Origin of the sequence: Arthrobacter sp. NicSoilB11, assembly GCF_019977375.1 — a bacterium.
Lineage (GTDB): Bacteria > Actinomycetota > Actinomycetes > Actinomycetales > Micrococcaceae > Arthrobacter.
In genome coordinates this window covers 481185-504357 of sequence record NZ_AP024657.1, presented here as the reverse complement: position 1 = coordinate 504357, position 23173 = coordinate 481185, and the positions used below count along the sequence as shown (strand labels likewise).

The window sequence follows — 23173 nt, the reverse complement described above, 5'->3', positions numbered from 1 at the left end:
CGGGTCCGGTCGAAGGCCGGGCTTTACCTGGTCTCCGCACCGCCGAAGCGGCGGCCGGCACCTGCGCCGGTGTGCCCGTTCCGGGCACGGCGGAAAGGCGCGGGGTGGTTGGCTGTCCGGCCTGCCGGCACAACCCGGGATGAGGTCCCGTTGCCGGCGGCATCCTCCGGCGCGCCGAACTGGGCGCCGTCCTCCAGGCGCCGCTGCAGTTCCACCAGCACCTTGGCCAAACGGCGGGACACCTGCATCTGGGACATCCCCAACCGCTTCCCCAGCTGCACCTGCGTCTCCTCACAGAAGTAGCGCCGGTACAAAAGCTCCCGGTCCGAGTCATCCAGGTCCTGCATGGCGTCCCGCAGGCAGGCGAGTTCCTCAAGCCGTTCCAGGGGCGTCTCGGGGCTTGCCAGGACGTCGCCGATGGACGGGGCATCCGAGTTGGGGTTCGCGGCGTCAAGGGAGTCCGGGTGCATGCTGCTGGATGCCGAGATGGCCTCCTGCACCTCAGCCGGGTCGCTTCCCAATTCGCTGGCCAGTTCGGCGACGCTGGGATTCCGGCCCAGGGATTGGGTCAGTTCCGGCTCTGCACGGAACAGCCGCGTCCTCAGGTCCTGGATCTGGCGTGGCGGGCGCACAACCCAGGTCCGGTCGCGGAGATACCTCTTGAGTTCGCCCGTGATGGTGGGCGCGGCGTAGGCCGGAAAGCTCTCGCCCTTGGCCTGGTCAAAGCCGCGGGCCGCTTTGACCAGGCCAAGGTAGGCCACCTGGTTCAGGTCTGCCCGCTCCCGGCCGCGGGCCTCAAAACGGGCGGCCAAAGCCTCGGCGAGGTCCAGGTACCGGAGGACCAGTTCGTTTTCAAACGTTTCCCGCAGCCGTCCTGAGGTTGCGGGAGGAGTGGGTTGTTGTGCCGGTTCGGGCTGTTGGCAGCGGACAGGGGCAGCGTCCACGGCAAATGCGGCAAAGGATTCGGGCATGAGTGTTGGTTTCCCTCGGTCTGGTTCCGAAAGCCTGCGGCAAGACTTAGAAGCAGCAAATCATAAGGTTGCTTATAAAACAATGCTCCTCCGCTGTAGGCTCGTCCTGAAGGGCCCGCAACCAGTCCAAGCGTGCAAAGGAGTCGTTGGCATGCGCATTGCCATCACCGGGGCCAGCGGAAACGCGGGAACAGCACTGCTGCGCAACCTGCAGGGCCACGTCGCCCGAAAGCCCGGGAGCCTGCAGTTGGTTGGCATCAGCCGGAGGGTGCCTGACACGTCCCGGGACCCCTACGGCGGCGTGCAGTGGCACAGCCTGGACGTGGGCCTGGAACAGGACAGGCCGCTGCTCGAGAAGGCGCTCGAAGGGGTTGATTCCGTCGTCCACCTGGCGTGGCAGATCCAGCCGAACCGCGATTTGCCCCTCCTGCACCGCACCAATGTCACAGGCACCAGGAATGTCCTGGACGCTGCCGGAAAGATGGGCGTCAAACAGGTTGTCTGCGCCTCGTCCGTCGGCGCCTACAGCAAGGCGGACAAAGACCGGCGCAGGGACGAGTCCTGGCCCGCCACCGGGATGGCCGGATCGCATTACAGCCGCCACAAAGCCGAGCAGGAAAAGCTCCTTGACCAGTTCGCCGCCGCTGAACCGGAGATTTCGGTCGCCAGGCTGCGGCCGGCCCTCATCTTCCAGGGAAACGCAGGGAGTGAAATTGGCAGGTACTTCCTGGGAAGGGTTCTTTCGCAGCTCGTACCCCGCAAACCCTGGGTTCCATTGCTGCCGGTCCCGGACAACCTGGTCTTCCAGGCCGTGCACGCGGACGACGTGGCAGAGGCCTACTGGCGGGTGGTGGACCAGCGGGCCAGCGGAGCCTTCAACATCGCCGCCGAGCCGGTTTTGACCCCGCAGGAACTGGGCCGCATCCTGGGCGCCAAGAGGATCCTCCCCATCCCCATGCGGCTGCTTCACGCCGTGGTGGACTTGACGTGGCGGGCACGTATCCAGCCCACGGATTCCGGATGGGTGGAGATGGCGGCGGGCGCGCCCATCATGGACACCAGCCGCGCACAACGGATCCTGGGGTGGGAACCACGGGTGTCATCAATAGACGCCGTCAAGGAAGTCCTCGCGGGCATGGGAACGGGGGAAGGCGTTGGCCCTTCCCCCGTCCTCAAGCCGCGGCGGCCCTAGCGCTTAAGACCCCGGGCTCAACCACTGCGGCCGCCGCCTGCGGCCGCTTGCGGGCTTTAGATACGCGGGTTTTCCCTGCCGCGTGCATCACGTCCCGTGGGGGTGTTTGGATTTTCCGAACTAGTTGGATTTTCCGAAGTGCCCGTATTTCCCGGGGTGCCAGTCTCATCGCGATGACGCCTCCGCTCGGATTCGGCGCCAGTCATGCCCACCGGCATATCCGACTCGTTTCCGCCGTCAATCGTGCCGCGGCTGCCGCGGCCGTCATGTGGCAGGTCGGCATGGCGGCCCTCCACGTATCCCGCGTCCCCGCCCGTAGCCCGGCCGGCACCAGCGTCGGCAGGTCCACGCCCGTCATGGCCGGCATTCCCGTATTCCGCCTGGCGGCCGTCTGGGCCCGCCGCCTGGTCCCGCCGGCCATCCCGGCCGACGTCGGGATCGAGCTCGTCCGCCTTCCGGGTGTGGCTGGCTACGTCGCCGCGCAGGGCCTGCGCCTCATGGGCCCGCTGCTCGGCTTCCTGCCGAAGGCGCGCCGCGTCGACCTGTGCCTGTTCGGCGTCGGCGCGTGCCCGAGTGGCCTTGGCTTCCCTCTCGCGGGCGTCGATTTCCATGTTCTCGGCTTCACGCCGGATCTCTGCCGCCTTTTCCCGGTGCTCCTGGTCCCGCTTCTGCTGGAGGGCCTTCCGGCGCTTTCCGCCGGCCAAAAGGAGCACCACGATCAGTGCAATGACAACGATGGCAACTATCACCCAAACCCATGGAGCTGTATCCATGTTTCCCACCACTTTCCACTTCGTTGTGACCGGGCAGGCCCTCGCCATTCCGGCTGACATTTTTGGAACGGTTATAACTCGCTTAGCAAGGGTACTTACTTTTTATTAGTAACCATGCTTATCATTTTACGGCCAGTATTGCTGGTTCTTGATCAACAACCGGCCTTCTTGGAAAGAGAGAGCGAAGATGACAGAGAACCAATGGCCCGAGGACCCCGCTTACACGACTCCTCCGGGCAGCACAGGAATCCCCGGTGAACGGGAGGCCACCACCTTCCCGTCAACCGCCAGCCCATACGCGGGCGAGGCCGGAACCGGCTACCCCACCACCGGTGACACCTCTGCGTCCTCGCGCAAAGACGCTGCCAAGGAAGAAGCAGCCGATGTGGCCCGGACCGCTGCCGGATCCGCCCAGAATGTAGCGGAGACCGCCAAGGGCGAGGCCGCGAATGTGGCCCACGAGGCCAAGCTCAATGCCCAGGACCTGCTCCACCAGGCCAAGTCGGGCCTGACCACCCAGGCCGGCACGCAGCAGCAGAAGGCCGCCGAGGGCATCCGCAACATTTCCAGCCAGCTGCACAGCATGGCCAGCGCCCCGGACCAGCAGGGCATGGCCAGCGACCTTGTCCGGCAGGCAGCCGAGCGGACCTCCTCCATTGCGTCCTGGCTGGAGAACCGGGAACCCGGTGACCTCCTGAACGAGGTCCAGCGGTACGCCCGCAACAATCCCGGCACGTTCCTGCTCCTCGCCGCCGGCGCCGGTGTCCTTGCCGGACGCCTCACCCGCGGCCTCACCGCAGGCGCCCCCGACACTTCATCCACTTCTGCCGGCACCAGGACATCCGGCCTGTCCGGCCAGTACTCCGGCACCCCCTACGGTGGCCAGTACAACCAGACAAGCCCCGTTGCCGGCGGGACCGTTCCTCCGCCTCCGGTCCAGCTCCCCGGCCCGGCCACCACTACGGCCGGTTACGACGGCGGTGCACCGGGCAGCAGCTATCCGGAGGCAGCGGGGCCGGCCAGCGGCCTGGACAGCCCGCAGCTGGTGGAAGAACCGTGGTCCGGAAACCAGCTCTCGGACGATCCGCTGCGTGACCGCGCACTCGCCGACGATCCCATGGCAAACGACCCCCTCACGCAGGACCGCAGCCGGGGCGGCCAGACGGGTGGCCTGTAATGAGTAGCCAGATTCCGGAAATGCCGCCGAGTGCGGCGCATGTGAAAGCGGACAACGCGTCCCTGGGCGAGCTGCTGGGCGACGTGACCCGGGACCTGTCCACCCTGATGCGCCAGGAAGTGGAACTGGCCAAGGCCGAACTCAAACAATCCACCTCCCGCGCAGGGAAAGGCGCCGGCATGCTCGCCGGCGCCGGCGTCGGCGGACACTTCGTCCTGCTCTTCCTCTCCCTGGCCCTGATGTGGGCCCTGGGCGCCATCATGCCCCTGGGCTGGTCCGCTCTGATCGTCGCCGTCATCTGGGCCATCATCGCCGCTGTCCTGGCCTCCATCGGCCGCAAGGAACTCAAGCAGATCAAAGGCCTGCCCCAAACCGGGGAAACCCTCTCAGAAATTCCCCCAACCCTAAAACCAGGTGAGGTAAACCGATGAGCGAAAACCCTGACGTCATCCGCGCAGACATAGAAGCCACCCGGGCACGCCTGGGCACCAACGTGGACGCCGTGGCAGACAAGGTCACCCCGTCCAACATCGTCCACCGCCAAACCGACAAGGTCAAAGACGCCGTCACCGGCGTCAAGGAGAAAATCATGGGCGCCGCAGACAACGCCACCACCAGGGTCCACGACACCACCGCCACCGGCGCCGGGCACACCACCAACGCCATGCACACCGCCGGCGACAGCCTCCACCAGGCAGGCGACACCGTCTCGACCAAACTCAGCGACGCCGGCCACGCCGTCTCCGCCGCCCCGGACCAGGTCAAAGCCAAAACCGCCGGCAACCCCCTCGCCGCTGGCCTGATCGCCTTCGGCGCCGGACTCCTGGTCTCCTCGCTGATCCCGGCAAGCCAGAAGGAACGCGAAGCCGCGGACCAGCTCAAAACCGCAGCCCAGCCCCTGGCAACCCAGGTCACCGACGCCGCCAAAACCATGGCCCAGGACCTCAAGGAACCAGCCCAGGAAGCCATGGAAAACGTCAAGGCCACCGCCACCGACGCCGCCCAAAACGTCAAACTCGAAGGCCAACAAGCCGCCACCGACGTCAAAGACCGCGCCACCGACGCCAAAGACCACGTCCAAAACACCTGATCAGTCCAGCACCGCACCGTAAGGCAATAGTTTCGTTCGGCAGGCCGGCACCGCCACTCCGCGGGCCGGCCTGTTCGTTTCGCCCCTGATTGAGAGGACACCCCATGGCCACTCACGACGATTCCGAGACCAGTACCGCCAAGGCGGGCCAGGCTCCGGATCCAAACGACGCAAGGAAACCCACCAGCCCGAGGGACCTGGACAAACCGTCCTGGAAATACATAACCAGGAAGACCCTCCGGGAGTTCAGCAAGGACCAGTGCCCCGACCTGGCAGCAGCCCTGACCTACTACGCGGTCCTGTCGCTGTTCCCCGCCCTGCTGGCACTGGTCTCACTTCTTGGCCTCTTTGGCGATCCCCAGAAGACCACTAATGCCTTGCTGGAAATCGTGCGCGGCTTCGCTCCTGCCGAGACCGTCAATACGATCAGCGGTCCCGTCTCGGAACTGACGAGTGCCCCGGCGGCCGGGCTCACCCTGGTGATCGGCCTTGCCACCGCCCTGTGGTCGGCATCCGGCTATGTTGGCGCCTTTGGGCGGGCGATGAACCGGGTTTACGAGGTGGATGAAGGGCGCGCCTTCGTGAAGCTCCGTGGCACCATGCTGGCCGTCACCCTCCTGGCCGTGGTCATCGTGGCACTGTTGGCCGGCATGCTGGTCCTCAGCGGGCCGGTCTCCGAGGCCGTGGGCGGGCTCATCGGCCTCAGCGGCCCGTTCCTCATGGTCTGGAACATCGCCAAGTGGCCCGTCATGATCGTCCTGATCATCGCCATCATTGCTGTCCTCTACTACGCCACGCCCAACGTCAAGCAGCCCAAGTTCCGCTGGATGAGCATGGGCTCCGGAATCGCGCTGGTCGTGTTCCTGATCGCCTCGCTGGGCTTCGGCTTCTACGTGGGTAACTTCGGCAACTACAACAAGACCTACGGCGCCTTGGGCAGCGTGATCATCATGCTGCTCTGGCTCTGGATCCTGAACATGTCCCTGCTCTTCGGTGCTGAGTTCGACGCCGAAGTCGAGCGGGGGCGCCAGCTCCAGGCCGGCATCAAGGCGGAGGAGACCATCCAGTTGCCCCCGCGGGATACCAAAAAGAGCGAAAAGATGCAGCAGCAGATTGAGGAAGACATCAAGCACGGCCGTGAACTCCGGGAGAAGTACTCCTCGGAGAACGGCGGTAACGGCTCCGCCGACAGCCAGGACGGGCAGCCTGCCGGCAATGGCCAGGACGGCGGCCAACACGGTGAGCGGCACCGCGACAGGGTCCGCGAGAAGGTACAGCACCGTGCTGGCAACGGGGAGTCCGACGACGACGGCCGGCCAAGCGGGAAGGCGTAGCGGGCGCGGTCCGGCTACCGGAAGAGGGACTAGGCAGGACCTTCAAGATGGAGGAAAATTCATCTTGGAGGTCCTGTTGAGGTTTCCCGGGTGGCATGCGGCCCGGGGCAATGCGGGGCCGGCGGTGAGATGGCCTCTTCTGAGACCGAGGCCAGTCCCCCCAGTCGCCGTCGGCCCCCTCAGCCTCCCCCCGGGGGTCAGGCCCTGACTGGACAAAGCGCAGTGAACTGCAATACTTTCTTGAATACCTCGCCGGGATCCTTTGGAGACCGGCAGGTCCGCTGAAGCAGACGGCGGCACCACGGTCAACCCTTATGAGCGGACATGCCTGCTACCCATTTTGAACAGTTTCTTTCCGAAGCAGTTGTCGCGGACAGGGAGCCAGGCCTGGGCCTGGGACGCGACGAGCTGTACGGCCTCTACACCAGCTGGTGCCTCCTGCGCAAAGCTGAACTGCAGCCGCCGGCTGCGCTTTGGGAAGCCATGCACGATGCCGGGATCAACCCGGACAGCAACAACCTTTCCATGACCGGACCCGCCGCGGCGGACTACATCGTAGCCAGCGCTCCGGACTTGGTATAAGGCCTGCACGCGGAACCTGCGTCCGCACCGTAAAGGGCTGTTGCCGGAAGGCAGCAGCCCTTTCTGCATCCCATGCTGCCCCGCCGTTGAGGGTCCCGGCTATGGCTGGGCCAGTGCCAGGAGGTAGGCGGCAAACCCCCGCGGCGCCCGCCCCACGGTCCTTCCGGAGGTGAGAACCCGGGTTGTGTCCGTGGCAACCATGCTCGCCCCGCTGCTGCGAAGCCGGTCCACCAGAGCCCGGTCCTCATCGAAATCAACCCCGGGAAACCCGCCTGCCGCAAGGTAGGACGAGGCACGCACCCCAAGGTTGGCACCGTACACGTGGGGGTGGTTCTCCGTTGGAACATGCCGGGCATGCCATCGGGCAGCGAGGTGGTGGGGCATGCCGTGGCCATCAGGCTCCACAGATCCAAGGACGACGTCGGCGCCCCCGGCGGCCAATTCCAGTTGGCGCACCAGCCAGTTTTCCGGAACGCAGGAATCGGCATCCGTGTTGGCCAGCCAAACGTGCCGCAGCGAAGAACCTGCCGTGGATCCACCCGCAGGAGAACGCCTGGTTGCGTTCTCCAGCGCGGCTTCGGCCCCTGCCTGCCTGCTCTTGCCCACGCTCCGGAAGTCCACCGGCAGGACCATGTACCGCGGGTCCTCAGCAGCGAAGACCGCCGCCACCGCAGCGGAGCCATCCGTGCAGCTGTCCAGGACAACCACCACCTGCACGCGTACGCCGGTAAGGTTCGACTCGGCTTGGTCTGCCGCGTCACGGGCTGCGGTCAGCGCACGCTTAAGGTGTTGCTCCTCGTTGTGCGCGGGAATCACCACCGCAACTTGCCGGATGCTGTTGGCAGCGCTGCTTCCCCCTGAAGCCGTGACCGTCATGCCGACGCTTTGTGGCCGGGGGCCACCATGAGTTCCAATACGAAGTCCCGTTCCTGGTACAGTCCTGCGGTCCGCCAGCCCAGACGCTGCCGGGCCATCGCGTGGACGGTGTCGCCGTCGAGTTCCCAGCCTGCAATGGGATGCCGCCAGTGGCACAGGAGCAGGGTTCCGCCCGGGTTCAGGGACGCTTCGATCCGGTCCCACAGTTGGCCCAGCTCACCCGCGGACAGGTAGTAACCAACCTCCGAAACCACCACAAGGTCAAAAGTTCCGCCCGGCCATGCCCCGGGGACGACGCAGTGTTCAACCCGGACCCCGGGGCAGCCTGCAAGGTGCTGCCTGGCCCGGTGGACCGCGGTTCCACTGGCATCCACCGCCAACATCTTGCGGCACCGGGCAGCCAACCCGGCTGTCAACGTCCCGATGGAGCAGCCCACTTCCAGGCCGCTTTCATAGGATTCCTCCGGGAGGGCAGCAAGGGTGAGCGCCCGCTTGCGCCGCTCGTACCAGCTCCCGGTGTAGTTCCAGGGATCCGTGGAGCCACCATGCACGCCGTCGAAGACCAGTTCCGCGTCATCGCTTGAATGCGCCTGCGCGGATGCAGTGGGCGCCGGCGTCCAGGCGAAGACCTCAAAGGGGCGTGAGAAGTGCGCCAGGAATTGCCCGCTGAGGAGTGTTTCGTCGCCGGGAAGCGGAGACAGGGGCTGCACCTGTGTTGCGTGCTCCGCCATGGCCCGCCTTTTAGCCGCCCGGGCCGGTTCATCCAGGTGGAATCGCAGCCATGACCGCCATTCCGGCACCTGGGGTGCGGCCCAGTGCCAAAACCAGATGGGGTATTCCAGCAGCGCGTGGCCGTCCTGCCGCGCAACTTCTGCCGCCGCCGCACCGAGCGCATCGTGGTCACCATGCCCGTCGGCCCGGTACGGTGCCACGAGGGCCAGCCGGTCGGGATCACCGGGAAGCCGGCGGGCGGCCTCCCGGACAGCCTTGGCGATGGTTCCGGCATGCTCTCCAAGTCCGCGGTCCGGCAGCCCGAGGAATGCCCAGCGGTCCGCCAGGCCCAGTGCGGCCAGGGCCGCTGAGAATTCAGCCAGCCGGGTGTGGGCCAGCTGTTCCGGGGAGGTGGTGGGCGAATCCGGGTGTGACCCCTCCCCTGCCGTGCACAGCAGGACTTCCACCTCGGCTCCCAGTGCCGCCAGGGACGCCATCAGCCCACCGGCCCCCAGTGTCTCGTCATCCGGATGCGCCGCCAGGACCACGAAGCGCATGCCGGCCAGTTCGGCGGGGTCAAGCGGCAGCTCGGGTGCTGCGTCCAGGCCGCTCACGGCCCAGGCGGCCTCGCCGGTTCCCTGGTCAGCGTGCGAAAAGGTCACCACGGGCAGTCCCCCTTGAGCGCAAGCCGGCCCAATTGGGCATCATCCCGTGCCCCGTGATGCTGCCGGACGTAGAGTGCCAGGTCGGCCATCCTCTTGGCGTACGGCCCGTCAAAGGCAAGCGGACCTGGACCACGGTTGGAAGCCACCAGGGAAAGGACGCGTTCGACGGCGGCCGCAACAGTTCCGCGGACCCGCTGGGCTTCGCTCCACGCGCTGTGGTTGCCGGCGGAGCCGAGGGTGCCAGCATCGATGCCCGCTGCGGTCCGGGCAAGATACTGCAGGGCAGCCGAGAGCGTGCGGTCCACCTCTCCGAGCGCCGCAAGTGCCACCTGGTCGGGCTCCCGCCCCGCTTCGGCCCCTGCCAGCAAGCCGTTGCGGAAGTCCCGTGCCACGCCCACTGCTCCCCCCAGCCAGCAGGCAGCCACGCCTATCCCGCCCCAGGCGAAGCCAGGCCGGCTGTGGTACCAGCCGGTACCACCCAGGGGGCTCGCCGGGACCTGGTCGAAGTGAACTGTTCCGCTGGGGATTTCCTGGAGCCCGCGCGCGATCCACTCCGGTTCCTCACATGCCACGCCGGGATGGCGAAGATTGACCGCGAAGGCCGCCCTGCCGCCGTCGTCCGTGTGGGCGGTGACCACCGCGCAGTCCAGGGCCGCGGCGAGGGAACACCACGGCTTGGACCCGCTGAGGGTGGTGCCGGCACCTGCGGAATGCGCTTCGAGCCGGGCACCCGGCGCCTCTGCGGCGAAGACGCCCCATGCGGCATCCCTGCTCCCGTCCGGAAGCGGGTGTCCGGGCTCAGCTGCGTGGGCAGCCTGGGCAAGAATGGCGACGGCGTCGAGGTGCGGCTCAAGCACCCGGGCCGCGGCCACATCGGTGGCAGCCACGGAAGCCAGGAGCTCCCACAACACGGCGGTCCGCCCCTCACCGGGCCGCGGCCACGTCCGCCCGGCCTCGACGGCAAGGGCCAGCAGGGCAGGGACGTCACCCGTTGCGGCGCCGACGGATTCGACCAGCGGAACCCATGGCGAAAAATCTGCGGGCGTGGAGTCCAGGAGTACAGGAGCAGGTGCCGCGTGCAAAAAGCCCTCCCTCTACGATGCCCGGCACTGCGCCGGACGCATCTCCACAGCTTACTTACTGTTTTTGCGGGAGGATGCGCGCCAGCGCGAACCCGTCCCACCCCTTGGAACCCACCGTCTGGATGACAGTGGCGTCCAGGCGCGGGTGGTTGCCGAGCAGCCGGAGTGCGTCGATGATTCCTGGCGCGTTCACCGGGTCCATGTCCGGGTCCAGGACGGCCCCTTCCCAGATCGTGTTGTCCAGGACCACCACCGCACCCGGCCTGCCCAGCTTGACGGCCCAGTCGAGGTAGCGGCTGTTGTTTTGCTTATCGGCGTCGATGAAGATGAAGTCGAACGGCTCCCTGTCCTCTTCCTCGAGGGCAGCCAGGGTTTCCAGCGCGGGGCCCAGCCGGATTTCCACCCTTTCACCCAGGCCGGCGGCGTCGATGTTGGCCCACGCCACTTCTGCATGCTGCGGCAGGTATTCGCAGGTGACGAGCTTGCCGTGGTGGGGAAGGCCGCGGCCCATCCAGATGGTGCTGTAACCCGCCAGGGTCCCGATCTCCAGGATGCGGTGGGCGCCGGACAACTGGACCAGGAGCTTCAGGAGCTTCCCGGCGTTTGGCGCCACCTCAATGGCCGGCATGCCGGCGTCAGCCGCAGTGCGGATGGCCTGCTGGACCGCCTCGTCCGGATGCACCACGGTGCGGGACAGGAACTCCTCGGTGGCAATCCATTCCGGCCGGGGTTTGTGCTCGAACATGGGCACAGTTTGGCACGCGGCGTTCCGGCGGTCCAGACACTTTAGCCGGGCCCACGCCAGCCCCGGCGCGGAGGCTCAGGACAGGCTTAGGACTCCTGGGCCAGGGCGTTTTCGAGGCGGTCCACCTTTGCCGTCAACTCGCCGCTGTAACCGGGCCTGATGTCGGCCTTGATCACCAGTGAGACGCGGCTGCCGTAGCGTCCGACCGCCTCGGTGGCGCGCTTTACGACGTCGAACACTTCATCCCACTCACCCTCAATGGTGGTGAACATGGAATCGGTCTGGTTGGGCAGCCCGGATTCCCGGACGATCTTCACGGCGGCTGCAACGGCGTCGTGCACGGACGCATCGTTTGGCCGGGAACCTTCGCTGGGAACGCCTGACGGAGCAACAGAAAATGCAAGCAACATGCCTCCAAGTTTCGCACGCGGTCCCCGGACTGCCGCAGGCCCAAACGCGGGAGCGCGCCGTCACATAAGCTCCTACCCCGGAGTAACCATGGTGGCCGAAGACTCCGTTGCTACCCTTTTGGGCATGAGCCTCGCAGTCGCCCGTAAGCCCCTCCGCGCAGACGCAGCGCGGAACGTGGACAAAATCATCACGGCGGCGCGCCAGTGCTTCCGGGAGTTCGGCCCGGAAGTACCGCTCCAAACCATCGCATCCACCGCGGGCGTTGGCCCCGCAACCCTGTTCCGCAACTTCGCGGACAAGGAAGAACTGGTCCTGGCGGCACTGAACCGGCAGCTCCGGCTTACCGTGGATCCCGTCATGGACGGCGCCCTGGCCGATATCGATGCCGCTGCCGGGCTGCTGCGCGTGCTCGAGGCCCTGATGGCTGCGGCAAGCGACGACGCCAACCTGCTGTGCGCTGTGGCGGGCCGGCGCGAACTCCTCACCGGCATTACCGGGTCCCTCATGGAGTCGATCAGCATCCTTTTGGTGCGCGGGCAAGGCCAGGGAAGCCTGCGCACGGACATCACCATGACGGACATGTTCCGGCTGCTGGCCATGCTGATCGGCGTTGTCGACACCATGGAGCCGGGCTCCGATGCATGGCGCCGTCCGCTGGCACTGGTCGAGGACGCCATCCGTACGGTCCGCCCGCCACGCCCGCTTCCCGCGCTGGTGCCCGTCCCTGCTGCCGCAGTACCCGGCATCCCCGGGGGCACCATTGTCGGCACACAACACGTGCAATAAACTCAGAGCGGGGTTAGGCAGCCAGCCTCGAATAGTCCGAGATGGAGCGACCCATGGAACTTTTCCTGCGTATCCACCCTGCAACCGCCGCGCTGCGATGACCAGATCAAAACTCTTCCACTACCTCACTGACGCCCGCGGGCCAGAAGAAGTCCTCCCTGCGCTGACAACCGCGGAACTCGTCGAATTGCTTGACGCCCTGTACCAAAACCTTGATACCCCCGAGCCCGAGTTCGGCGCGCAGGTGTGGTACGAGATGGGCGTGGAAGAAAGCTGCCGCAGGTCGGTCTCGCCCGACGGCGCAGCCCACGGCGTGGCGTAGCTACCGCTGTATCGAGCCCCTGACAGCCGGCCGGCGCTGCCCGGCTGTCAGGAGTGTTTCCCCGGTATCGGGAGCGTTCCGTCAGGGATTTTCCCCGTTTTCTCCAGTGCCGGTTTCTCCGCCTTGGGTGCCGGGCCGGGGCTGTTCTGATGGCTGTCCTGGCTCAGGATGCCCGTGTGACTGGGGTTCGTGGTCATGGTGCTCATGGAACTCGTTGGGGATGTGGTGCTTCGCCTCCATCAGGTGCTGCTGGAGTTTCTCCTCGGCATCCCGGCGCCGCCGTGCAGTGTCCCGTAATTCACGCGTTGCCTCGGAGCCGCGGGGGTCCAGGTAGGCGGGCCGCAGCTTGCCGGTTTGCTCAGCGGCAGGAATTCCAGTGCTGCGCGCTTCCCCAGCCTTCCCTTCGGTGTCCTCTGTGCCCTGGCCGTCCTGCGGCTTATCAGGCCGTGACTGTTCGTCCATCTCGATTCCTCCTTTGGTGGCCGCCTGGTGTGGGCTGCATCTCCTCCAGTCCACCACACCTGGCCCCGCGATGCTGGCCCGCTAGGCGTTGCCCGCGTCTGCCCGCTTGCGGAGTTCCTGACGCACCAGGGCCTGCAGCGCTGGAACGGACGACGACGGGTCCAGGTCGAATGCCTCCCGGAGCCTTTGGGCGAGAATTTCCAGGTCCTCTTCCGGCACGTCCGAAAGGCGGGAAAAGCGCCTGAAGAAGCGTTTGGCTGGGAGGCCCGCCCGCCGTCGGGCGTCCTTGTGGCGGGGTCTGCCCGCCAAGCCGCCTGCGGGATACAGCTGATTTTCCATGGTCGCCGTTCGTAGGAATGCCATGGCCAACTGCATAAGCCGATTTCATAGTACAGCCGCCGCCGCGCCGGGGAAGTGACCCCCATCACTAATTTATGCAGACGCCTGCCAAACTAGCTCCAGCCCAATGCCCTCAGCAGGGCAGCGGTACCGGCCCCGGCGATGACCACCACCAGGAAGGGTGCGCGGAACGCCAGCGCGAGTGCGGCCGCGGCAAGCGCCCCCAGCCTGGCGTCAGCCGCGAGTCCCTGGCCAGACACGACGGCATTCACCACGGTAAGGGAGGCCAGCAGGCCGATGGTCATGGTGCCCGCAACCCGGGATGTGCGCTGGTCCTCGAGGAACCTGGCGGGCACGAAGTAGCCCACGATCTTCCAGGCGTACGCCAGCGCGCAGGCAAGAAGCAGCCAGATCCACAGGCTCATGCGCCTGCCCCCGGATCCGTGCCTTCGCTCCCCTGCGCACCCGTATACGGGCGGCTTGCGTCCTGCTGCCGGCCAGGGTGATGGTCACGGTGTCCGCCATAGGGCTCGACGTCCGGCTCAAGGCCCTCGTCGCGCCGGCCGTGGCTGAACCAGCCCACCAGCGCGGCCACCAGGGCGGCCACCAGGATGGGCACCCCCGCCGGCACGAAGGGAACGGCGACAACGGTGGCCACCGCACACACCACCGCGATGGCAATGGGCTCGCGGCCCTTAAGCCTCGGCCAGAGCAACGCCAGGAAGGCGGCCACCGCGGCACCGTCGAGCCCCCATTGCTTGGGATCGCCCAGTCCGCTCCCGGCGAGCGCGCCCACGGCGGTGAAGAGGTTCCACAGCACGTAGACGCCAATCCCTGCAGTCCAGAATCCCCGCCGCTGCTCGGCCGGGTCCGTCTGGCCCGTGCTGGTGGCCGTTGATTCGTCGATGGTCAGCTGCGCGCCGACAAACTTACGCCAGCCGGTGGGCCGCAGCAGTGCGTTCAACTGCATGCCGTAGATGCCGTTGCGCATGCCCAACAGGGTTGCTGCGCTCATTGCGGCGATGCCCGAACCTCCACCTGCCACCACACCGATAAACGCGAACTGCGAACCACCGCTGAAGAGGAGCAGGCTCAGGGCCATGGTCTGCCACAGGTTGAGCCCCGAGGTCACTGCGAGCGCTCCGAAGGACACCCCATAAAGGCCGGTGGCGATGCTGATGGAAATCCCCACCCTGACCGCCGGCGAGGCCAGGAGTTTCACACCCAGCCTCCAGGTTTGCGTGCCTTTTGGATGGGCTTCCGGAGGCTCCAGGCCCAGAGGATCAACGGTGCCTGGAGCGGCAACCGCACGGTGTGGATCTTCCGCCGGCGGGGCGTACCCTGCGGACCATAAGCCTTCGCCAGTGCGTCAGCGTGTCCCGCCAGGAATGCGGCAAACATCGCTGTGAGGGCGGTGGCGGTCAGCTTCCGGGTGGGCGGGAGGAGGATTCCGACGGCGGCGGCCAACTCCAGCAGTCCACTCACGGCGATCCACTCATCCCGGGACAGGACGGCCAGGGGATGGTTGGGCACAGGATGGTTGGGCACCACAGTGTGGGCCGCACCGGGTTCCGGATCCGGTTCCGCGTCCCGGCGGCAGAGGTAGTCCGGAACGACGTCGCGGTAGAAGCCGGGATCCCTGAAGTGCTTGCCCGCGCTGGCCAGCAGGAGGGCTCCCATGGCAGCCGCGGACAGGGTCTGAACGGCGGGGCCCTGAAGGGAACAGTTCGGTACGGACAAGCCCCTGACTGCAGGACCGGACCAGGGAAGAGGCATGGAACCACTCAATCACAGCCACGGTGGCCGCCAGAAACCGGCCTGTGAGGCAAGGTCCCTCAATTCCAGGCGGGCGGAGAGCTTCCATACGGGGGCGGCGGGGACAGGTAGTCCACCGCCCGGCCCGCGTCCAGCAACGGTGGACCGACGTAGCGGAGCTGCCCGTAGGTGCTGTCCATGGAGTTGTGGTGGGGTCCGGGTAGCTCTGCCGGGCCGTCAGTGACCCCTGGTTCGGTGTCCCCTGCTTCGGTGCCCATTGGAAGGGAAAACAGTTCCTCGGCGGTGCGGGCCAGGGACAATTGCGCACAGGCACCCATCCCAGCCTCCCGGCGTCGGTCCAGGAGGCGGACGGCCGCCGCAGCCACCCCGTATCCTGTGGCGTGGTCCAGCGCCTGGACAGGCAGGGCACCCGGGCGCCACCCGCCGTCGTCATTGTCCTTCCCGTACACGTGCGCGATTCCGCAGGCGGCCTGGACAATGCTGTCAAAACCGCGCATACCGCTCCATGGCCCGGCGCTCCCCCAGCTGTTGAGGGTGACCACCACCAGCCGAGGGTGCGAGGCCAGCAGTTCCCGCGGGTTGAGCCCGAAACGGTCCAGGGCGCCGTGCCGGTAACCCGTGACCACGACGTCGGCGCGGGCCAGGAGCTGCTGGAGGCTGTGCTGGTTCTGCGGAAGCCCCAGATCGGCTTCCGCGCTGCGCTTGCCGAACGCGGTGTCCACGAACTGGTCTTCGATTTCCGGGAAGGCTGGCGGGTCGATCCGCAGGACGTCGGCTCCCAATGCTGCAAGCAGGCGGGTGGCCACCGGCCCTGCAATCACCCGGGTCAGGTCCAGGACCCGCAGCCCCTCCAGCGGCGGTTTGTGGCCGCCACCGATGCCCTCGCCGCCTGCCGTAGTAGCCGCCGCGGCAAAGTCCTGCAGTCCCAGACGGGCCGTGGTGCCGTCGGTATGCTCCACGGCAATCCAGGGTCCGGATCCCGCCGCCCGGCCCATGCCGGACGCAAGCCATTCGTCACGCGTCCTCACGGCCGCAGCGATCCCGCCGTGGCCCTGGATGGCGGCCTCAGCCTCAAGCGCCGCCATGGAACGAAGAGCCTGTTCCGCCCCTTCCGCGGAGGCGGCTCCCAAGGCGCGCAGCAGCCGCTGCTCGTGGTGCGGGTAGTTGGCGTGGAGCCGGATCCAGCCATCGCGGGTCTGCCGGAAGCCCGACAGGGGCGCGAAGCCCTGTGGCTTGCGTCCGGCAATCCGCAGGTGGCCGAAGGAATCGAAGGCAGCCGCGGTAAGCGCCGGCGTAGTGCTGAACCGGCCGGGCGTGCGCGCATACAGGTTCAGCGCTTCCGCCGCGGCTCCCACCGAGTACAGTGCCAGGCCTTCGACGTCGAGGGCGCCGGCCCACCAGCGTCGGGGCGAATACGGGAGCGGATTGACGTGGTGCGCGTCCACGTCCGCCCTACTTTCCCTGCGGAGAGGCTGCGTGGAGCTGGTCCAGGACGCGGGCCGGCACGTTGGTGGTGATCTCGTGGATGCCCAGCTCCTGGCAAAGTGCCACATCCTCCGGGGAGTCCACGGTCCACACCCGGAAGCGCCGCCCGGAGTCCAGCCATCGGCGGATTGTGGCCGGGCGCTCCCTGACGTAGTCGATGCCGGGGCCGGCCATTCCTACTTCCCGGTCGTCCAGGATCCGTTCACCCTCCAGCTGGGTGGCCTTCATGAGGTTGGCGACGGCGCTCCCCGTAATGAGGCCCAGGCCCAGCCCGCCGCGGATCTCATGGATGGTGAGGTCGTCCACCAGTTGGCAGATGTATTGCGGCGGGACGGACTGGAGCAGGTGGCGGACCGAGTCCGGGCTGAAGCTCATGAAGGTCACGGCCACGTTGTCCACGGTGGAGCTTTGCGGGTCCCAGCCCTCGCTGCGGAGCACCTCCAGCACGCGGTCCTCCAGTTTGAGCTGGTAGGGACTGGGATGCTTGAGCTCGATGGCGAGTTTCACCGGGCGGCCCGCCCCGCGGAGGATGTCCAGCAGCTCCGGGAGGGTCAGCAGCTGTTCCGAACGTGCTCCATACTCTTCGGGAATGCGGACCCCCTTCCAGGATGAGAAGTCCAGCTGGTGCAGCTCGCGCAGGGTCCGTTCAGCCACCGGCCCGGTCCCGTCCGACGTCCGGTCCAGGTTGGCGTCATGGAGCAGGACCAGGTGCTGGTCCCGGGTGAGGTGGACGTCGCACTCCACCCCGTCGGCCCCGTCAGCCAATGCCTGCAGGTAGGCGGCCCGGGTGTGTTCGGCGTATGCGCCGCTGGAACCACGATGGGCAAAGACCAGCGGCCGCTGCGGCACTGACTCGTCAATTGTCATGGACACACGGTAGCCGACCGGCCCCCGCCTTCGGGGCTAGGCTTGGCACATGCAGGTGAACTCTGAGGCAACTACTGGGCCAACCACGCAGGATTCCCCCGCCGAGGCCGCGCAGCAGGTGCGCCCTGGCACTATGGCGGCAGGCGCCGTCGTAAGCCGCCAGCCCGGTGCCGGCGACGCCGAGAAAGCGGCAGCGCTGCGGAAGATGAAGCTGCTGGCGCTGAGCCTGCTGATCGCCATGGCCGTGATTTTTGTCTTTGCGTTCGCGCTGCAGAAGGACTACCCGTGGCTGCAGTATGTGCGCGCGGCGGCCGAGGGCGGAATGGTGGGCGCGCTGGCCGACTGGTTCGCCGTGACGGCCCTGTTCAAGTACCCCATGGGCATCAAGATTCCCCACACCGCCATCATTCCCCGCCGGAAGGACCAGATCGGGGCCTCGCTGGGCGAGTTCGTGGAGACCAATTTCCTCTCCGAGCAGGTGGTCCAGGAGAAGCTGGCCAGCGTCAACATCGCGCGCCGGGCCGGCGTTTGGCTGGCTGGCCCTGGTGGTGCCGAACGCGTGGCCAAGGAGGGAGCTGCCGTTATCCGCGGCGCCTTCAAGGTTTTGAATGACGACGACGTCCAGGCCGTCATCGAGGGCATGGTGCGCAAGCATCTGCTCACCCCGCCGTGGGGACCTCCCGTGGGCAGGCTGGCGGAGCGCATCTTCCATGACGGGCACCATCACACGCTGGTGGACCTGCTGGTGGACCGCGCGGCGGACTGGGTGGACGATAACCACGAAACCGTCACCCGCCTGGTGTCCGACCGCTCCCCCACGTGGGTTCCGCAGTTCGTGGACGGACTGGTGGGCGACAAGGTCTATATCGAGATCCTGAAGTTCGTCCGTGCCGTCCAGGCTGACCCCCGCCACCAGGTGCGGCAGTCAATCGACAAGTACCTCAACGACCTGGCACAGGACCTGCAGCATGACCCCGCGATGATTGCGCGCGCGGAAGACATCAAGGCGCAGGTCCTGGGCGACCCCGAAGTGCGCGAACTGGCCTCGCGGACCTGGGGAACGGTCAAGAACGCGCTGCTGGGCGCCGTGGATGATCCGGACAGCGAACTCACCATCAAGTTCAAGGCTGCGGTGCGCGATTTTGGGTCACGGCTCGTGGACGACCCCGAACTGGCCGGGAAGGTCAACGCATGGATCGGTGACGCCGCCGGGTACCTGGTCCGCACCTACCGTTCGGACATCGCAGGCGTTATTACGGACACCGTGGCTCGGTGGGATGCCGAGGAAACCTCGCAGAAGATCGAGCTCCAGGTGGGTAAGGACCTGCAGTTCATCCGCATCAACGGCACCGTGGTGGGGTCCCTGGCCGGGCTGGGGATTTTCACGGTGGCACAGCTGATCTTTGGGTAGTTTTCCGCTGCTGTAGGTCCCGGGTGGACTTGGCGCTGCGCATCTTCCTTTTCGCTGCAGATTCATCTTGGCGCTGCGCATCTTCCTTTTCGCTGGGGATATTTGGGGTGCGAAAAGGAATGTGCGTGTCGATAAGGCGTACGACGGCGGCACGGAGGGCTGGAGTGACGCTGGAATTGTTGGAAAGAAGTCGGCCCGCCGTACGGCTGCAGGCTCCTACGCGAAGGACTCCAACCCGACGCCTGCGTCCTGAAGTCCTGCCCTGATCCGGGCCGCCATTTCTACGGCGTCAGGGGTCCCACCGTGAATGCACAGGGAGTCGGGCCGTACCGCAATTACGGATCCGTCCACGGCAACCACTTCGCCTTGCGTGGCCAGGCGGACGGCCCGTTCGACCACCGCATCGACGTCGTACAGGACGGCATCGTCCTCGGAGAGCGGCACCAGGCTGCCGTCGGCGAGGTAGGCACGGTCGGCGAAAGCCTCAACGAACACCGGGTGCCCGGCTTCCTTGGCCTGCTTCAGCAGCTCCGAGCCCGGGAAGCCCAGGAACGGAAGGCCTGGATCGTAGGCGTTGACCGCAGCCACTACGGCGGAGGCCTGCTCGGCGTCATGGATCGTGGTGTCGTACAGCGCTCCATGCGCCTTCACATAGTCCACGGAGGCGCCCACGGCATGCGCAACCCCGTCGAGCGCGCCCAGCTGGTACAGCACGTCCCCGAAGAGCTCGTCGAAGCTCATGCCAAGCATGCGGCGCCCGTAGCCGGCCAGGTCCCGGTAGCCCAGGTGCGCACCGACGGTGACATCAAGTTCGTACGCGGCCCTGCAGCTGTCGAGCATGGTGACGGGATCCCCCGCGTGGAGGCCACAGGCTACGTTGGCGCTGGTTGCCAGCTGGAGCATCGCCGGATCGCCTCCCGCGGTCCAGGAGCCGAATGATTGGCCTACGTCAGCGTTGAGATCCAATGATGTTGCCTTCCAGCGTCAGGTTGTCCGGCCCGGCAGCGGAAGTCAGCTCCCCGGGAATGGTGTCCGGCATCGGCCCGAACGCCTCCCGGGCATTCTTGGCCACCGCACGGCCCATCACGAGGTTACCGGCTCCGCCGACAACGGCCCCTATGCCGAACGGGAGGGCCCGCCCGAACAAGGCAGTCCCTTGGCGCTTGAGCAGGTTCTTGAGGAAGGCATGCTGGATCCTCTTCCGGACGCTGCCGAAACCCGGCACCACCATGGATTTGGACAGCGCGTTGCCCCAGGTGTTGGTGGCGCCGCCGGATGCCTGGCCGCTGAGCGTGCCCAGCAGGGCGGTGCCCTCCTCGCCGAGCATGATGGCCATGACCATGGTGCCGGCCTTTTCCGGGTTGGTCAGACGGATGCCGTGCAGTTCAGCCAGCGAAGTTGCGTACAGGGCTGTGGCTTCCAGGAAGCCAACGGTGGCGGCTGCGGAAAGTCCCAGCGACGCCACGGTTCCAACGCCGGGGACGACGGCGGTGGCACCCACCAGGGCTCCCCCTCCGGCAACAGCCCGCAGGTAGTCGCGCTCTGCGATGTCCGCCAGCTGCGCGGCCGTCGCCCGCGGATGCCTCTTCTGGAGCCTGCGGATGTAGCCAACCACCAGGGGCCGCTGGATCTGCACTGCTTTCAGGAGCATGTTGTGGACGCCGGGCTTGGGCTTGCCCTCGGCGTCAAACATTGCGTTGTGGGCGGTTTCCTGTGCGATGCGTACTGCGGGGTTGCTGCGCCGGGCCATGGTCACCTTCATTCAAATCGACCTGCAGCGGCTAGGCTGCCGTGCCTTTCCATCCTATGTGGATAGACACTAAGCATGCTTAACTTCCGGGCCGTGGCTTCGTCCGGCGGGCTGCGGCGGCAGGATGCGGTACCTGCACCTCACCGCCGCCGCTGCAACCCGCCGTCGGACGTTACTTCCCGGCCTGCTGGACCTCGCGCCCCGCCGCCCCGGCGTCCTGGCCGCCGCTGCGCGCGGCAGTGGCCTGGTCTGCCTGAAGCTCGGCACGGAAGACCTCGAAGCGGGCCAGGTGGGCGGGACGGCGCCGCAGAATGGCCCAAGCCACGCCCAGGATGACGAACCAGATGGGGGTTACCAGCAGTGCAACGAGAGTGTCGGGCTGGGTGGTAAGGGCCCAAAGGACGAAGGCGAAGAATGCGTACACCACCCACACGGCGGGAATGCCACCGGGCATCTTGAACTTCGACGCCGCATGCAGGTGCGGCCGGCGGCGCCGGAAGGAGATGTAGCTGGCGAGGATGATCGACCAGACGAAGACGAAGCAGACCGCAGACACGGTGGTCACCATTTCAAAGGCCATGCCAACATCCTGGCCGGCATACATGAGTACGACGCCGGACAGCAGCAGGACGCAGGACAGGAACAGCGCGTTGCTGGGCACCTTCCTCGTGGAGAGCCGGCTGAAGATACCGGGGGCATCGCCTTCCTGGGCCAGGCCGAAGACCATGCGGGACGTGGAGTAGATGCCGGAGTTCGCGGAGGACATCGCCGAAGTCAGGACCACCAGGTTGACCACCGTGGCCGCGGCGCCGAGGCCGGCCAGGGAGAACATCCCGATAAAGGGGCTGTGGCCGGCGGCGAACTGGGTCCACGGGGTGACCGCCATCAGGATGACCAGCGCACCGACATAGAAGAGCAGCACGCGGACGGGGATGGCGTTGATGGCCTTGGGCAGCGTGCGCTCGGGGTTCTTGGCCTCGGCGGCGGTGGTTCCCACCAGTTCGATGCCTACGAAGGCGAAGACTGCGATCTGGAATCCGGCCACGAAGCCCATGAACTCATTGGGGAAGAACCCGCCATGGCTCCACAGGTTGGTGAAGCTTGCGGTGCCCGCGTCGCTCTGGAAACCGGTGAAGATCATGAAGAGTCCCACGATGATCAGGGCTGCGATGGCGACGATCTTGATGAGGGCGAACCAGAACTCGGTCTCGCCGAACGCCTTGACGGTGGCGAGGTTCAGCAGGAGCAGGATGCCCACCGTGGCCAGGCCCGGGATCCAAAGTGGCAGCGCCGGCCAAAGTTCCTTTGAGTACCCTGCAATGGCGATGACGTCCGCGATTCCGGTGATCACCCAGCAGAACCAGTACGTCCAGCCGGTGAAGAATCCGGCCCACGGCCCCAGGAGATCGGCGGCGAAATCACTGAAGGACTTGTAGTTCAGGTTGCTGAGCAGCAGTTCACCCATGGCCCGCATGACGAAGAAAAGCATAAAGCCGATGATCATGTATACGAAGATCACGGATGGGCCGGCCGCGGAGATGGTCTTGCCGGAACCCATGAACAGGCCCGTGCCGATCGCGCCGCCGATGGCGATGAGCTGGATATGCCGGTTGGTGAGCTGCCGCTCCAGGTGGGGAGGCTCGCTGCGGGCTGCCGTGGCAGCGCCTTGGCTGCGGGCTGGTTCGCCGTTGGACGTGGGGGGATGAATCGCCATGAGGAACTCCATCGATAAAGCGGCTTTTGGGTGCCGCAAAAGATTTGGTTCCTCCCCGCTCTGTAGTGGACCTGAGAGTTTCCGCAGCAAAAGCCGCTTGCACCGCCGGTGAGCCAGGGTCATGCCCGGCTGCTTTCCAGAGTTGCCTGTCCGCGGCGGTACGTGGGCCTGAGAGTTTCCTGGGGAGGGTTTGCTCCTACGGCGCCTGCTGGATGTACCCGGCAGGGCTCTCCCGCCGCAGGTCGAAGGCGTATTCAGTTGGAAGCCGCAGGCTTTTTGGGCCACGGCCGGTCATGCAATGGGACAGGCACCGACTGGTGGGCTGCTCCGGATACGCTGAGCCAGCCACCGGCGGCGCCATTCCCGGGGTTCAGTGTGGTGTCCGTCACGATCGAATGTCAAACCCCTCCCGACACAAGCGGGGAAGAACGGCGTCACGTGCCCCTCGAGCCCCGCACGGAAGCCGCCCGATTTGCCACGGACGGGTCTATCCCGGTACCTTGTGAGCCGAATCACCCACATTTGAATAAGCCTTTCGAGCTGTGACGGGAGAGTCCTCCCGGCGAAACACCGGTCAGGCGCCGTAGGAGCAAATCCTCCCCAGGAATCTCTCAGGCCCCCGTACCGTCACGGCGAGGCGACTCTGGAAAGC

26 protein-coding genes and 2 riboswitches are annotated in these 23173 nt (G+C 66.5%); of the genes, 9 read left to right on the top strand and 17 right to left on the bottom strand.

Annotated elements, in window-relative coordinates:
• Nucleotides 1-23: 23 nt before the first annotated feature.
• Nucleotides 24-971, bottom strand: coding sequence for a sigma-70 family RNA polymerase sigma factor (locus LDO14_RS02440; RefSeq protein WP_223993599.1), 948 nt, complete (start codon nt 969-971; stop codon nt 24-26).
• A 151-nt stretch (nt 972-1122) separates the two neighbouring features.
• Here LDO14_RS02440 and LDO14_RS02435 point away from each other — a divergent pair, with 151 nt between their 5' ends.
• Nucleotides 1123-2163, top strand: coding sequence for an NAD-dependent epimerase/dehydratase family protein (locus LDO14_RS02435; protein ID WP_134165215.1), 1041 nt, complete (start codon nt 1123-1125; stop codon nt 2161-2163).
• Between the two features lie 56 nt (nt 2164-2219).
• On the opposite strand, the gene LDO14_RS02430 is transcribed toward LDO14_RS02435, so the two are convergent.
• Nucleotides 2220-2936, bottom strand: a complete 717-nt coding sequence (locus LDO14_RS02430; RefSeq protein WP_223993598.1) for a hypothetical protein — start codon at nt 2934-2936, stop codon at nt 2220-2222.
• A gap of 187 nt (nt 2937-3123) precedes the next feature.
• On the opposite strand from LDO14_RS02430, the gene LDO14_RS02425 reads away from it, so the two are divergent.
• The 5 genes from LDO14_RS02425 (at nt 3124) to LDO14_RS02405 (ending at nt 7119) form a co-directional block, all read left to right on the top strand.
• Nucleotides 3124-4113 carry a hypothetical protein gene (locus LDO14_RS02425; protein WP_223993596.1) on the top strand — a complete coding sequence of 330 codons (990 nt, stop codon included), beginning with the start codon at nt 3124-3126 and terminating at the stop codon, nt 4111-4113.
• Nucleotides 4113-4544, top strand: a complete 432-nt coding sequence (locus LDO14_RS02420; RefSeq protein ID WP_026265945.1) for a phage holin family protein — start codon at nt 4113-4115, stop codon at nt 4542-4544. Before LDO14_RS02425 ends, LDO14_RS02420 begins: the two co-directional genes overlap by 1 nt.
• On the top strand, nt 4541-5203 hold the full coding sequence (locus LDO14_RS02415; protein WP_134164841.1) for a DUF3618 domain-containing protein: 663 nt from the start codon (nt 4541-4543) through the stop codon (nt 5201-5203). The genes LDO14_RS02420 and LDO14_RS02415 overlap by 4 nt, the downstream gene beginning before the upstream one ends.
• Before the next feature lie 104 nt (nt 5204-5307).
• Nucleotides 5308-6537, top strand: a complete 1230-nt coding sequence (locus LDO14_RS02410) for a YihY/virulence factor BrkB family protein (RefSeq protein WP_223993591.1) — start codon at nt 5308-5310, stop codon at nt 6535-6537.
• A gap of 324 nt (nt 6538-6861) precedes the next feature.
• Nucleotides 6862-7119, top strand: a complete 258-nt coding sequence (locus LDO14_RS02405) for a hypothetical protein (protein WP_223993590.1) — start codon at nt 6862-6864, stop codon at nt 7117-7119.
• 99 nt (nt 7120-7218) lie between these two features.
• Here LDO14_RS02405 and LDO14_RS02400 read toward each other — a convergent pair whose 3' ends face one another.
• From LDO14_RS02400 to LDO14_RS02380, 5 genes are all read right to left on the bottom strand, one after another.
• Entirely contained in the window at nt 7219-7995 is a 777-nt protein-coding gene (locus tag LDO14_RS02400; RefSeq protein WP_223993588.1) for a glycosyltransferase, read from the bottom strand.
• Nucleotides 7992-9371: a bifunctional PIG-L family deacetylase/class I SAM-dependent methyltransferase gene (locus tag LDO14_RS02395; protein ID WP_144601445.1), complete on the bottom strand. Its 1380-nt coding sequence runs from the start codon at nt 9369-9371 to the stop codon at nt 7992-7994. Before LDO14_RS02395 ends, LDO14_RS02400 begins: the two co-directional genes overlap by 4 nt.
• Nucleotides 9365-10453, bottom strand: coding sequence for a hypothetical protein (locus LDO14_RS02390; protein ID WP_056389628.1), 1089 nt, complete (start codon nt 10451-10453; stop codon nt 9365-9367). The genes LDO14_RS02395 and LDO14_RS02390 overlap by 7 nt, the downstream gene beginning before the upstream one ends.
• A gap of 55 nt (nt 10454-10508) precedes the next feature.
• The gene (locus tag LDO14_RS02385) at nt 10509-11198 is read right to left on the bottom strand and encodes an O-methyltransferase (RefSeq protein ID WP_056389630.1); all 690 of its coding nucleotides are present in this window, start codon (nt 11196-11198) and stop codon (nt 10509-10511) included.
• Between the two features lie 86 nt (nt 11199-11284).
• Complete coding sequence (locus tag LDO14_RS02380) at nt 11285-11608, bottom strand: thiamine-binding protein (RefSeq protein WP_018772214.1); 324 nt, start codon at nt 11606-11608, stop codon at nt 11285-11287.
• A 124-nt stretch (nt 11609-11732) separates the two neighbouring features.
• Here LDO14_RS02380 and LDO14_RS02375 point away from each other — a divergent pair, with 124 nt between their 5' ends.
• Together LDO14_RS02375 and LDO14_RS02370 are read left to right on the top strand one after the other, a co-directional pair.
• The gene (locus LDO14_RS02375; RefSeq protein WP_056389672.1) at nt 11733-12395 is read left to right on the top strand and encodes a TetR/AcrR family transcriptional regulator; all 663 of its coding nucleotides are present in this window, start codon (nt 11733-11735) and stop codon (nt 12393-12395) included.
• Between the two features lie 97 nt (nt 12396-12492).
• Complete coding sequence (locus LDO14_RS02370; RefSeq protein WP_018772216.1) at nt 12493-12717, top strand: hypothetical protein; 225 nt, start codon at nt 12493-12495, stop codon at nt 12715-12717.
• An 81-nt stretch (nt 12718-12798) separates the two neighbouring features.
• Here the strand turns inward: LDO14_RS02370 and LDO14_RS02365 are convergent, their stop codons facing one another.
• The 7 genes from LDO14_RS02365 to LDO14_RS02335 all read right to left on the bottom strand — a co-directional run bounded on the left by LDO14_RS02365 (nt 12799) and on the right by LDO14_RS02335 (nt 17646).
• On the bottom strand, nt 12799-13179 hold the full coding sequence (locus LDO14_RS02365) for a hypothetical protein (protein WP_056389632.1): 381 nt from the start codon (nt 13177-13179) through the stop codon (nt 12799-12801).
• Between the two features lie 81 nt (nt 13180-13260).
• A complete protein-coding gene (locus LDO14_RS02360; protein WP_223993586.1) occupies nt 13261-13398 on the bottom strand; it encodes a hypothetical protein in 138 nt (45 codons plus the stop codon).
• Nucleotides 13399-13631: 233 nt separating this feature from the next.
• The gene (locus LDO14_RS02355; RefSeq protein WP_223993584.1) at nt 13632-13943 is read right to left on the bottom strand and encodes an AzlD domain-containing protein; all 312 of its coding nucleotides are present in this window, start codon (nt 13941-13943) and stop codon (nt 13632-13634) included.
• Entirely contained in the window at nt 13940-14740 is an 801-nt protein-coding gene (locus tag LDO14_RS02350) for an AzlC family ABC transporter permease (protein ID WP_018772220.1), read from the bottom strand. Before LDO14_RS02350 ends, LDO14_RS02355 begins: the two co-directional genes overlap by 4 nt.
• On the bottom strand, nt 14737-15198 hold the full coding sequence (locus LDO14_RS02345) for a hypothetical protein (protein WP_223993580.1): 462 nt from the start codon (nt 15196-15198) through the stop codon (nt 14737-14739). Before LDO14_RS02345 ends, LDO14_RS02350 begins: the two co-directional genes overlap by 4 nt.
• A gap of 155 nt (nt 15199-15353) precedes the next feature.
• Entirely contained in the window at nt 15354-16739 is a 1386-nt protein-coding gene (locus LDO14_RS02340; RefSeq protein ID WP_223993579.1) for a CoA transferase, read from the bottom strand.
• A gap of 7 nt (nt 16740-16746) precedes the next feature.
• Nucleotides 16747-17646 (bottom strand): glycerophosphodiester phosphodiesterase family protein, encoded by a 900-nt coding sequence (locus LDO14_RS02335; RefSeq protein ID WP_018772223.1) that lies wholly within the window; start codon nt 17644-17646, stop codon nt 16747-16749.
• A gap of 49 nt (nt 17647-17695) precedes the next feature.
• Between LDO14_RS02335 and LDO14_RS02330 the strand changes: the two genes are divergently transcribed.
• Nucleotides 17696-19057, top strand: a complete 1362-nt coding sequence (locus LDO14_RS02330) for a DUF445 domain-containing protein (RefSeq protein ID WP_223993578.1) — start codon at nt 17696-17698, stop codon at nt 19055-19057.
• Between the two features lie 216 nt (nt 19058-19273).
• On the opposite strand, the gene LDO14_RS02325 is transcribed toward LDO14_RS02330, so the two are convergent.
• The 3 genes from LDO14_RS02325 to cycA all read right to left on the bottom strand — a co-directional run bounded on the left by LDO14_RS02325 (nt 19274) and on the right by cycA (nt 22521).
• On the bottom strand, nt 19274-20023 hold the full coding sequence (locus LDO14_RS02325) for a 5-oxoprolinase subunit PxpA (RefSeq protein ID WP_144601437.1): 750 nt from the start codon (nt 20021-20023) through the stop codon (nt 19274-19276).
• Nucleotides 20007-20807 carry a hypothetical protein gene (locus tag LDO14_RS02320; protein ID WP_026266216.1) on the bottom strand — a complete coding sequence of 267 codons (801 nt, stop codon included), beginning with the start codon at nt 20805-20807 and terminating at the stop codon, nt 20007-20009. The genes LDO14_RS02325 and LDO14_RS02320 overlap by 17 nt, the downstream gene beginning before the upstream one ends.
• Before the next feature lie 172 nt (nt 20808-20979).
• Nucleotides 20980-22521 carry a D-serine/D-alanine/glycine transporter gene (gene cycA, locus LDO14_RS02315; protein ID WP_223993577.1) on the bottom strand — a complete coding sequence of 514 codons (1542 nt, stop codon included), beginning with the start codon at nt 22519-22521 and terminating at the stop codon, nt 20980-20982.
• 146 nt (nt 22522-22667) lie between these two features.
• A riboswitch (glycine riboswitch) is annotated at nt 22668-22766 on the bottom strand.
• A gap of 291 nt (nt 22767-23057) precedes the next feature.
• Nucleotides 23058-23158, top strand: a riboswitch (glycine riboswitch).
• Nucleotides 23159-23173: the final 15 nt, after the last annotated feature.

Bases quoted from the DNA above. Each gene is read 5' to 3' on its own strand.
- LDO14_RS02440 (WP_223993599.1), bottom strand. From the start codon at position 971: ATGCCCGAATCCTTTGCCGCATTTGCCGTGGACGCTGCCCCTGTCCGC.
- LDO14_RS02435 (WP_134165215.1), top strand. From the start codon at position 1,123: ATGCGCATTGCCATCACCGGGGCCAGCGGAAACGCGGGAACAGCACTG.
- LDO14_RS02430 (WP_223993598.1), bottom strand. From the start codon at position 2,936: ATGGATACAGCTCCATGGGTTTGGGTGATAGTTGCCATCGTTGTCATT.
- LDO14_RS02425 (WP_223993596.1), top strand. From the start codon at position 3,124: ATGACAGAGAACCAATGGCCCGAGGACCCCGCTTACACGACTCCTCCG.
- LDO14_RS02420 (WP_026265945.1), top strand. From the start codon at position 4,113: ATGAGTAGCCAGATTCCGGAAATGCCGCCGAGTGCGGCGCATGTGAAA.
- LDO14_RS02415 (WP_134164841.1), top strand. From the start codon at position 4,541: ATGAGCGAAAACCCTGACGTCATCCGCGCAGACATAGAAGCCACCCGG.
- LDO14_RS02410 (WP_223993591.1), top strand. From the start codon at position 5,308: ATGGCCACTCACGACGATTCCGAGACCAGTACCGCCAAGGCGGGCCAG.
- LDO14_RS02405 (WP_223993590.1), top strand. From the start codon at position 6,862: ATGCCTGCTACCCATTTTGAACAGTTTCTTTCCGAAGCAGTTGTCGCG.
- LDO14_RS02400 (WP_223993588.1), bottom strand. From the start codon at position 7,995: ATGACGGTCACGGCTTCAGGGGGAAGCAGCGCTGCCAACAGCATCCGG.
- LDO14_RS02385 (WP_056389630.1), bottom strand. From the start codon at position 11,198: ATGTTCGAGCACAAACCCCGGCCGGAATGGATTGCCACCGAGGAGTTC.
- LDO14_RS02380 (WP_018772214.1), bottom strand. From the start codon at position 11,608: ATGTTGCTTGCATTTTCTGTTGCTCCGTCAGGCGTTCCCAGCGAAGGT.
- LDO14_RS02375 (WP_056389672.1), top strand. From the start codon at position 11,733: ATGAGCCTCGCAGTCGCCCGTAAGCCCCTCCGCGCAGACGCAGCGCGG.
- LDO14_RS02370 (WP_018772216.1), top strand. From the start codon at position 12,493: ATGACCAGATCAAAACTCTTCCACTACCTCACTGACGCCCGCGGGCCA.
- LDO14_RS02365 (WP_056389632.1), bottom strand. From the start codon at position 13,179: ATGGACGAACAGTCACGGCCTGATAAGCCGCAGGACGGCCAGGGCACA.
- LDO14_RS02355 (WP_223993584.1), bottom strand. From the start codon at position 13,943: ATGAGCCTGTGGATCTGGCTGCTTCTTGCCTGCGCGCTGGCGTACGCC.
- LDO14_RS02345 (WP_223993580.1), bottom strand. From the start codon at position 15,198: ATGGGAGCCCTCCTGCTGGCCAGCGCGGGCAAGCACTTCAGGGATCCC.
- LDO14_RS02335 (WP_018772223.1), bottom strand. From the start codon at position 17,646: ATGACAATTGACGAGTCAGTGCCGCAGCGGCCGCTGGTCTTTGCCCAT.
- LDO14_RS02330 (WP_223993578.1), top strand. From the start codon at position 17,696: ATGCAGGTGAACTCTGAGGCAACTACTGGGCCAACCACGCAGGATTCC.
- LDO14_RS02320 (WP_026266216.1), bottom strand. From the start codon at position 20,807: ATGGCCCGGCGCAGCAACCCCGCAGTACGCATCGCACAGGAAACCGCC.
- cycA (WP_223993577.1), bottom strand. From the start codon at position 22,521: ATGGCGATTCATCCCCCCACGTCCAACGGCGAACCAGCCCGCAGCCAA.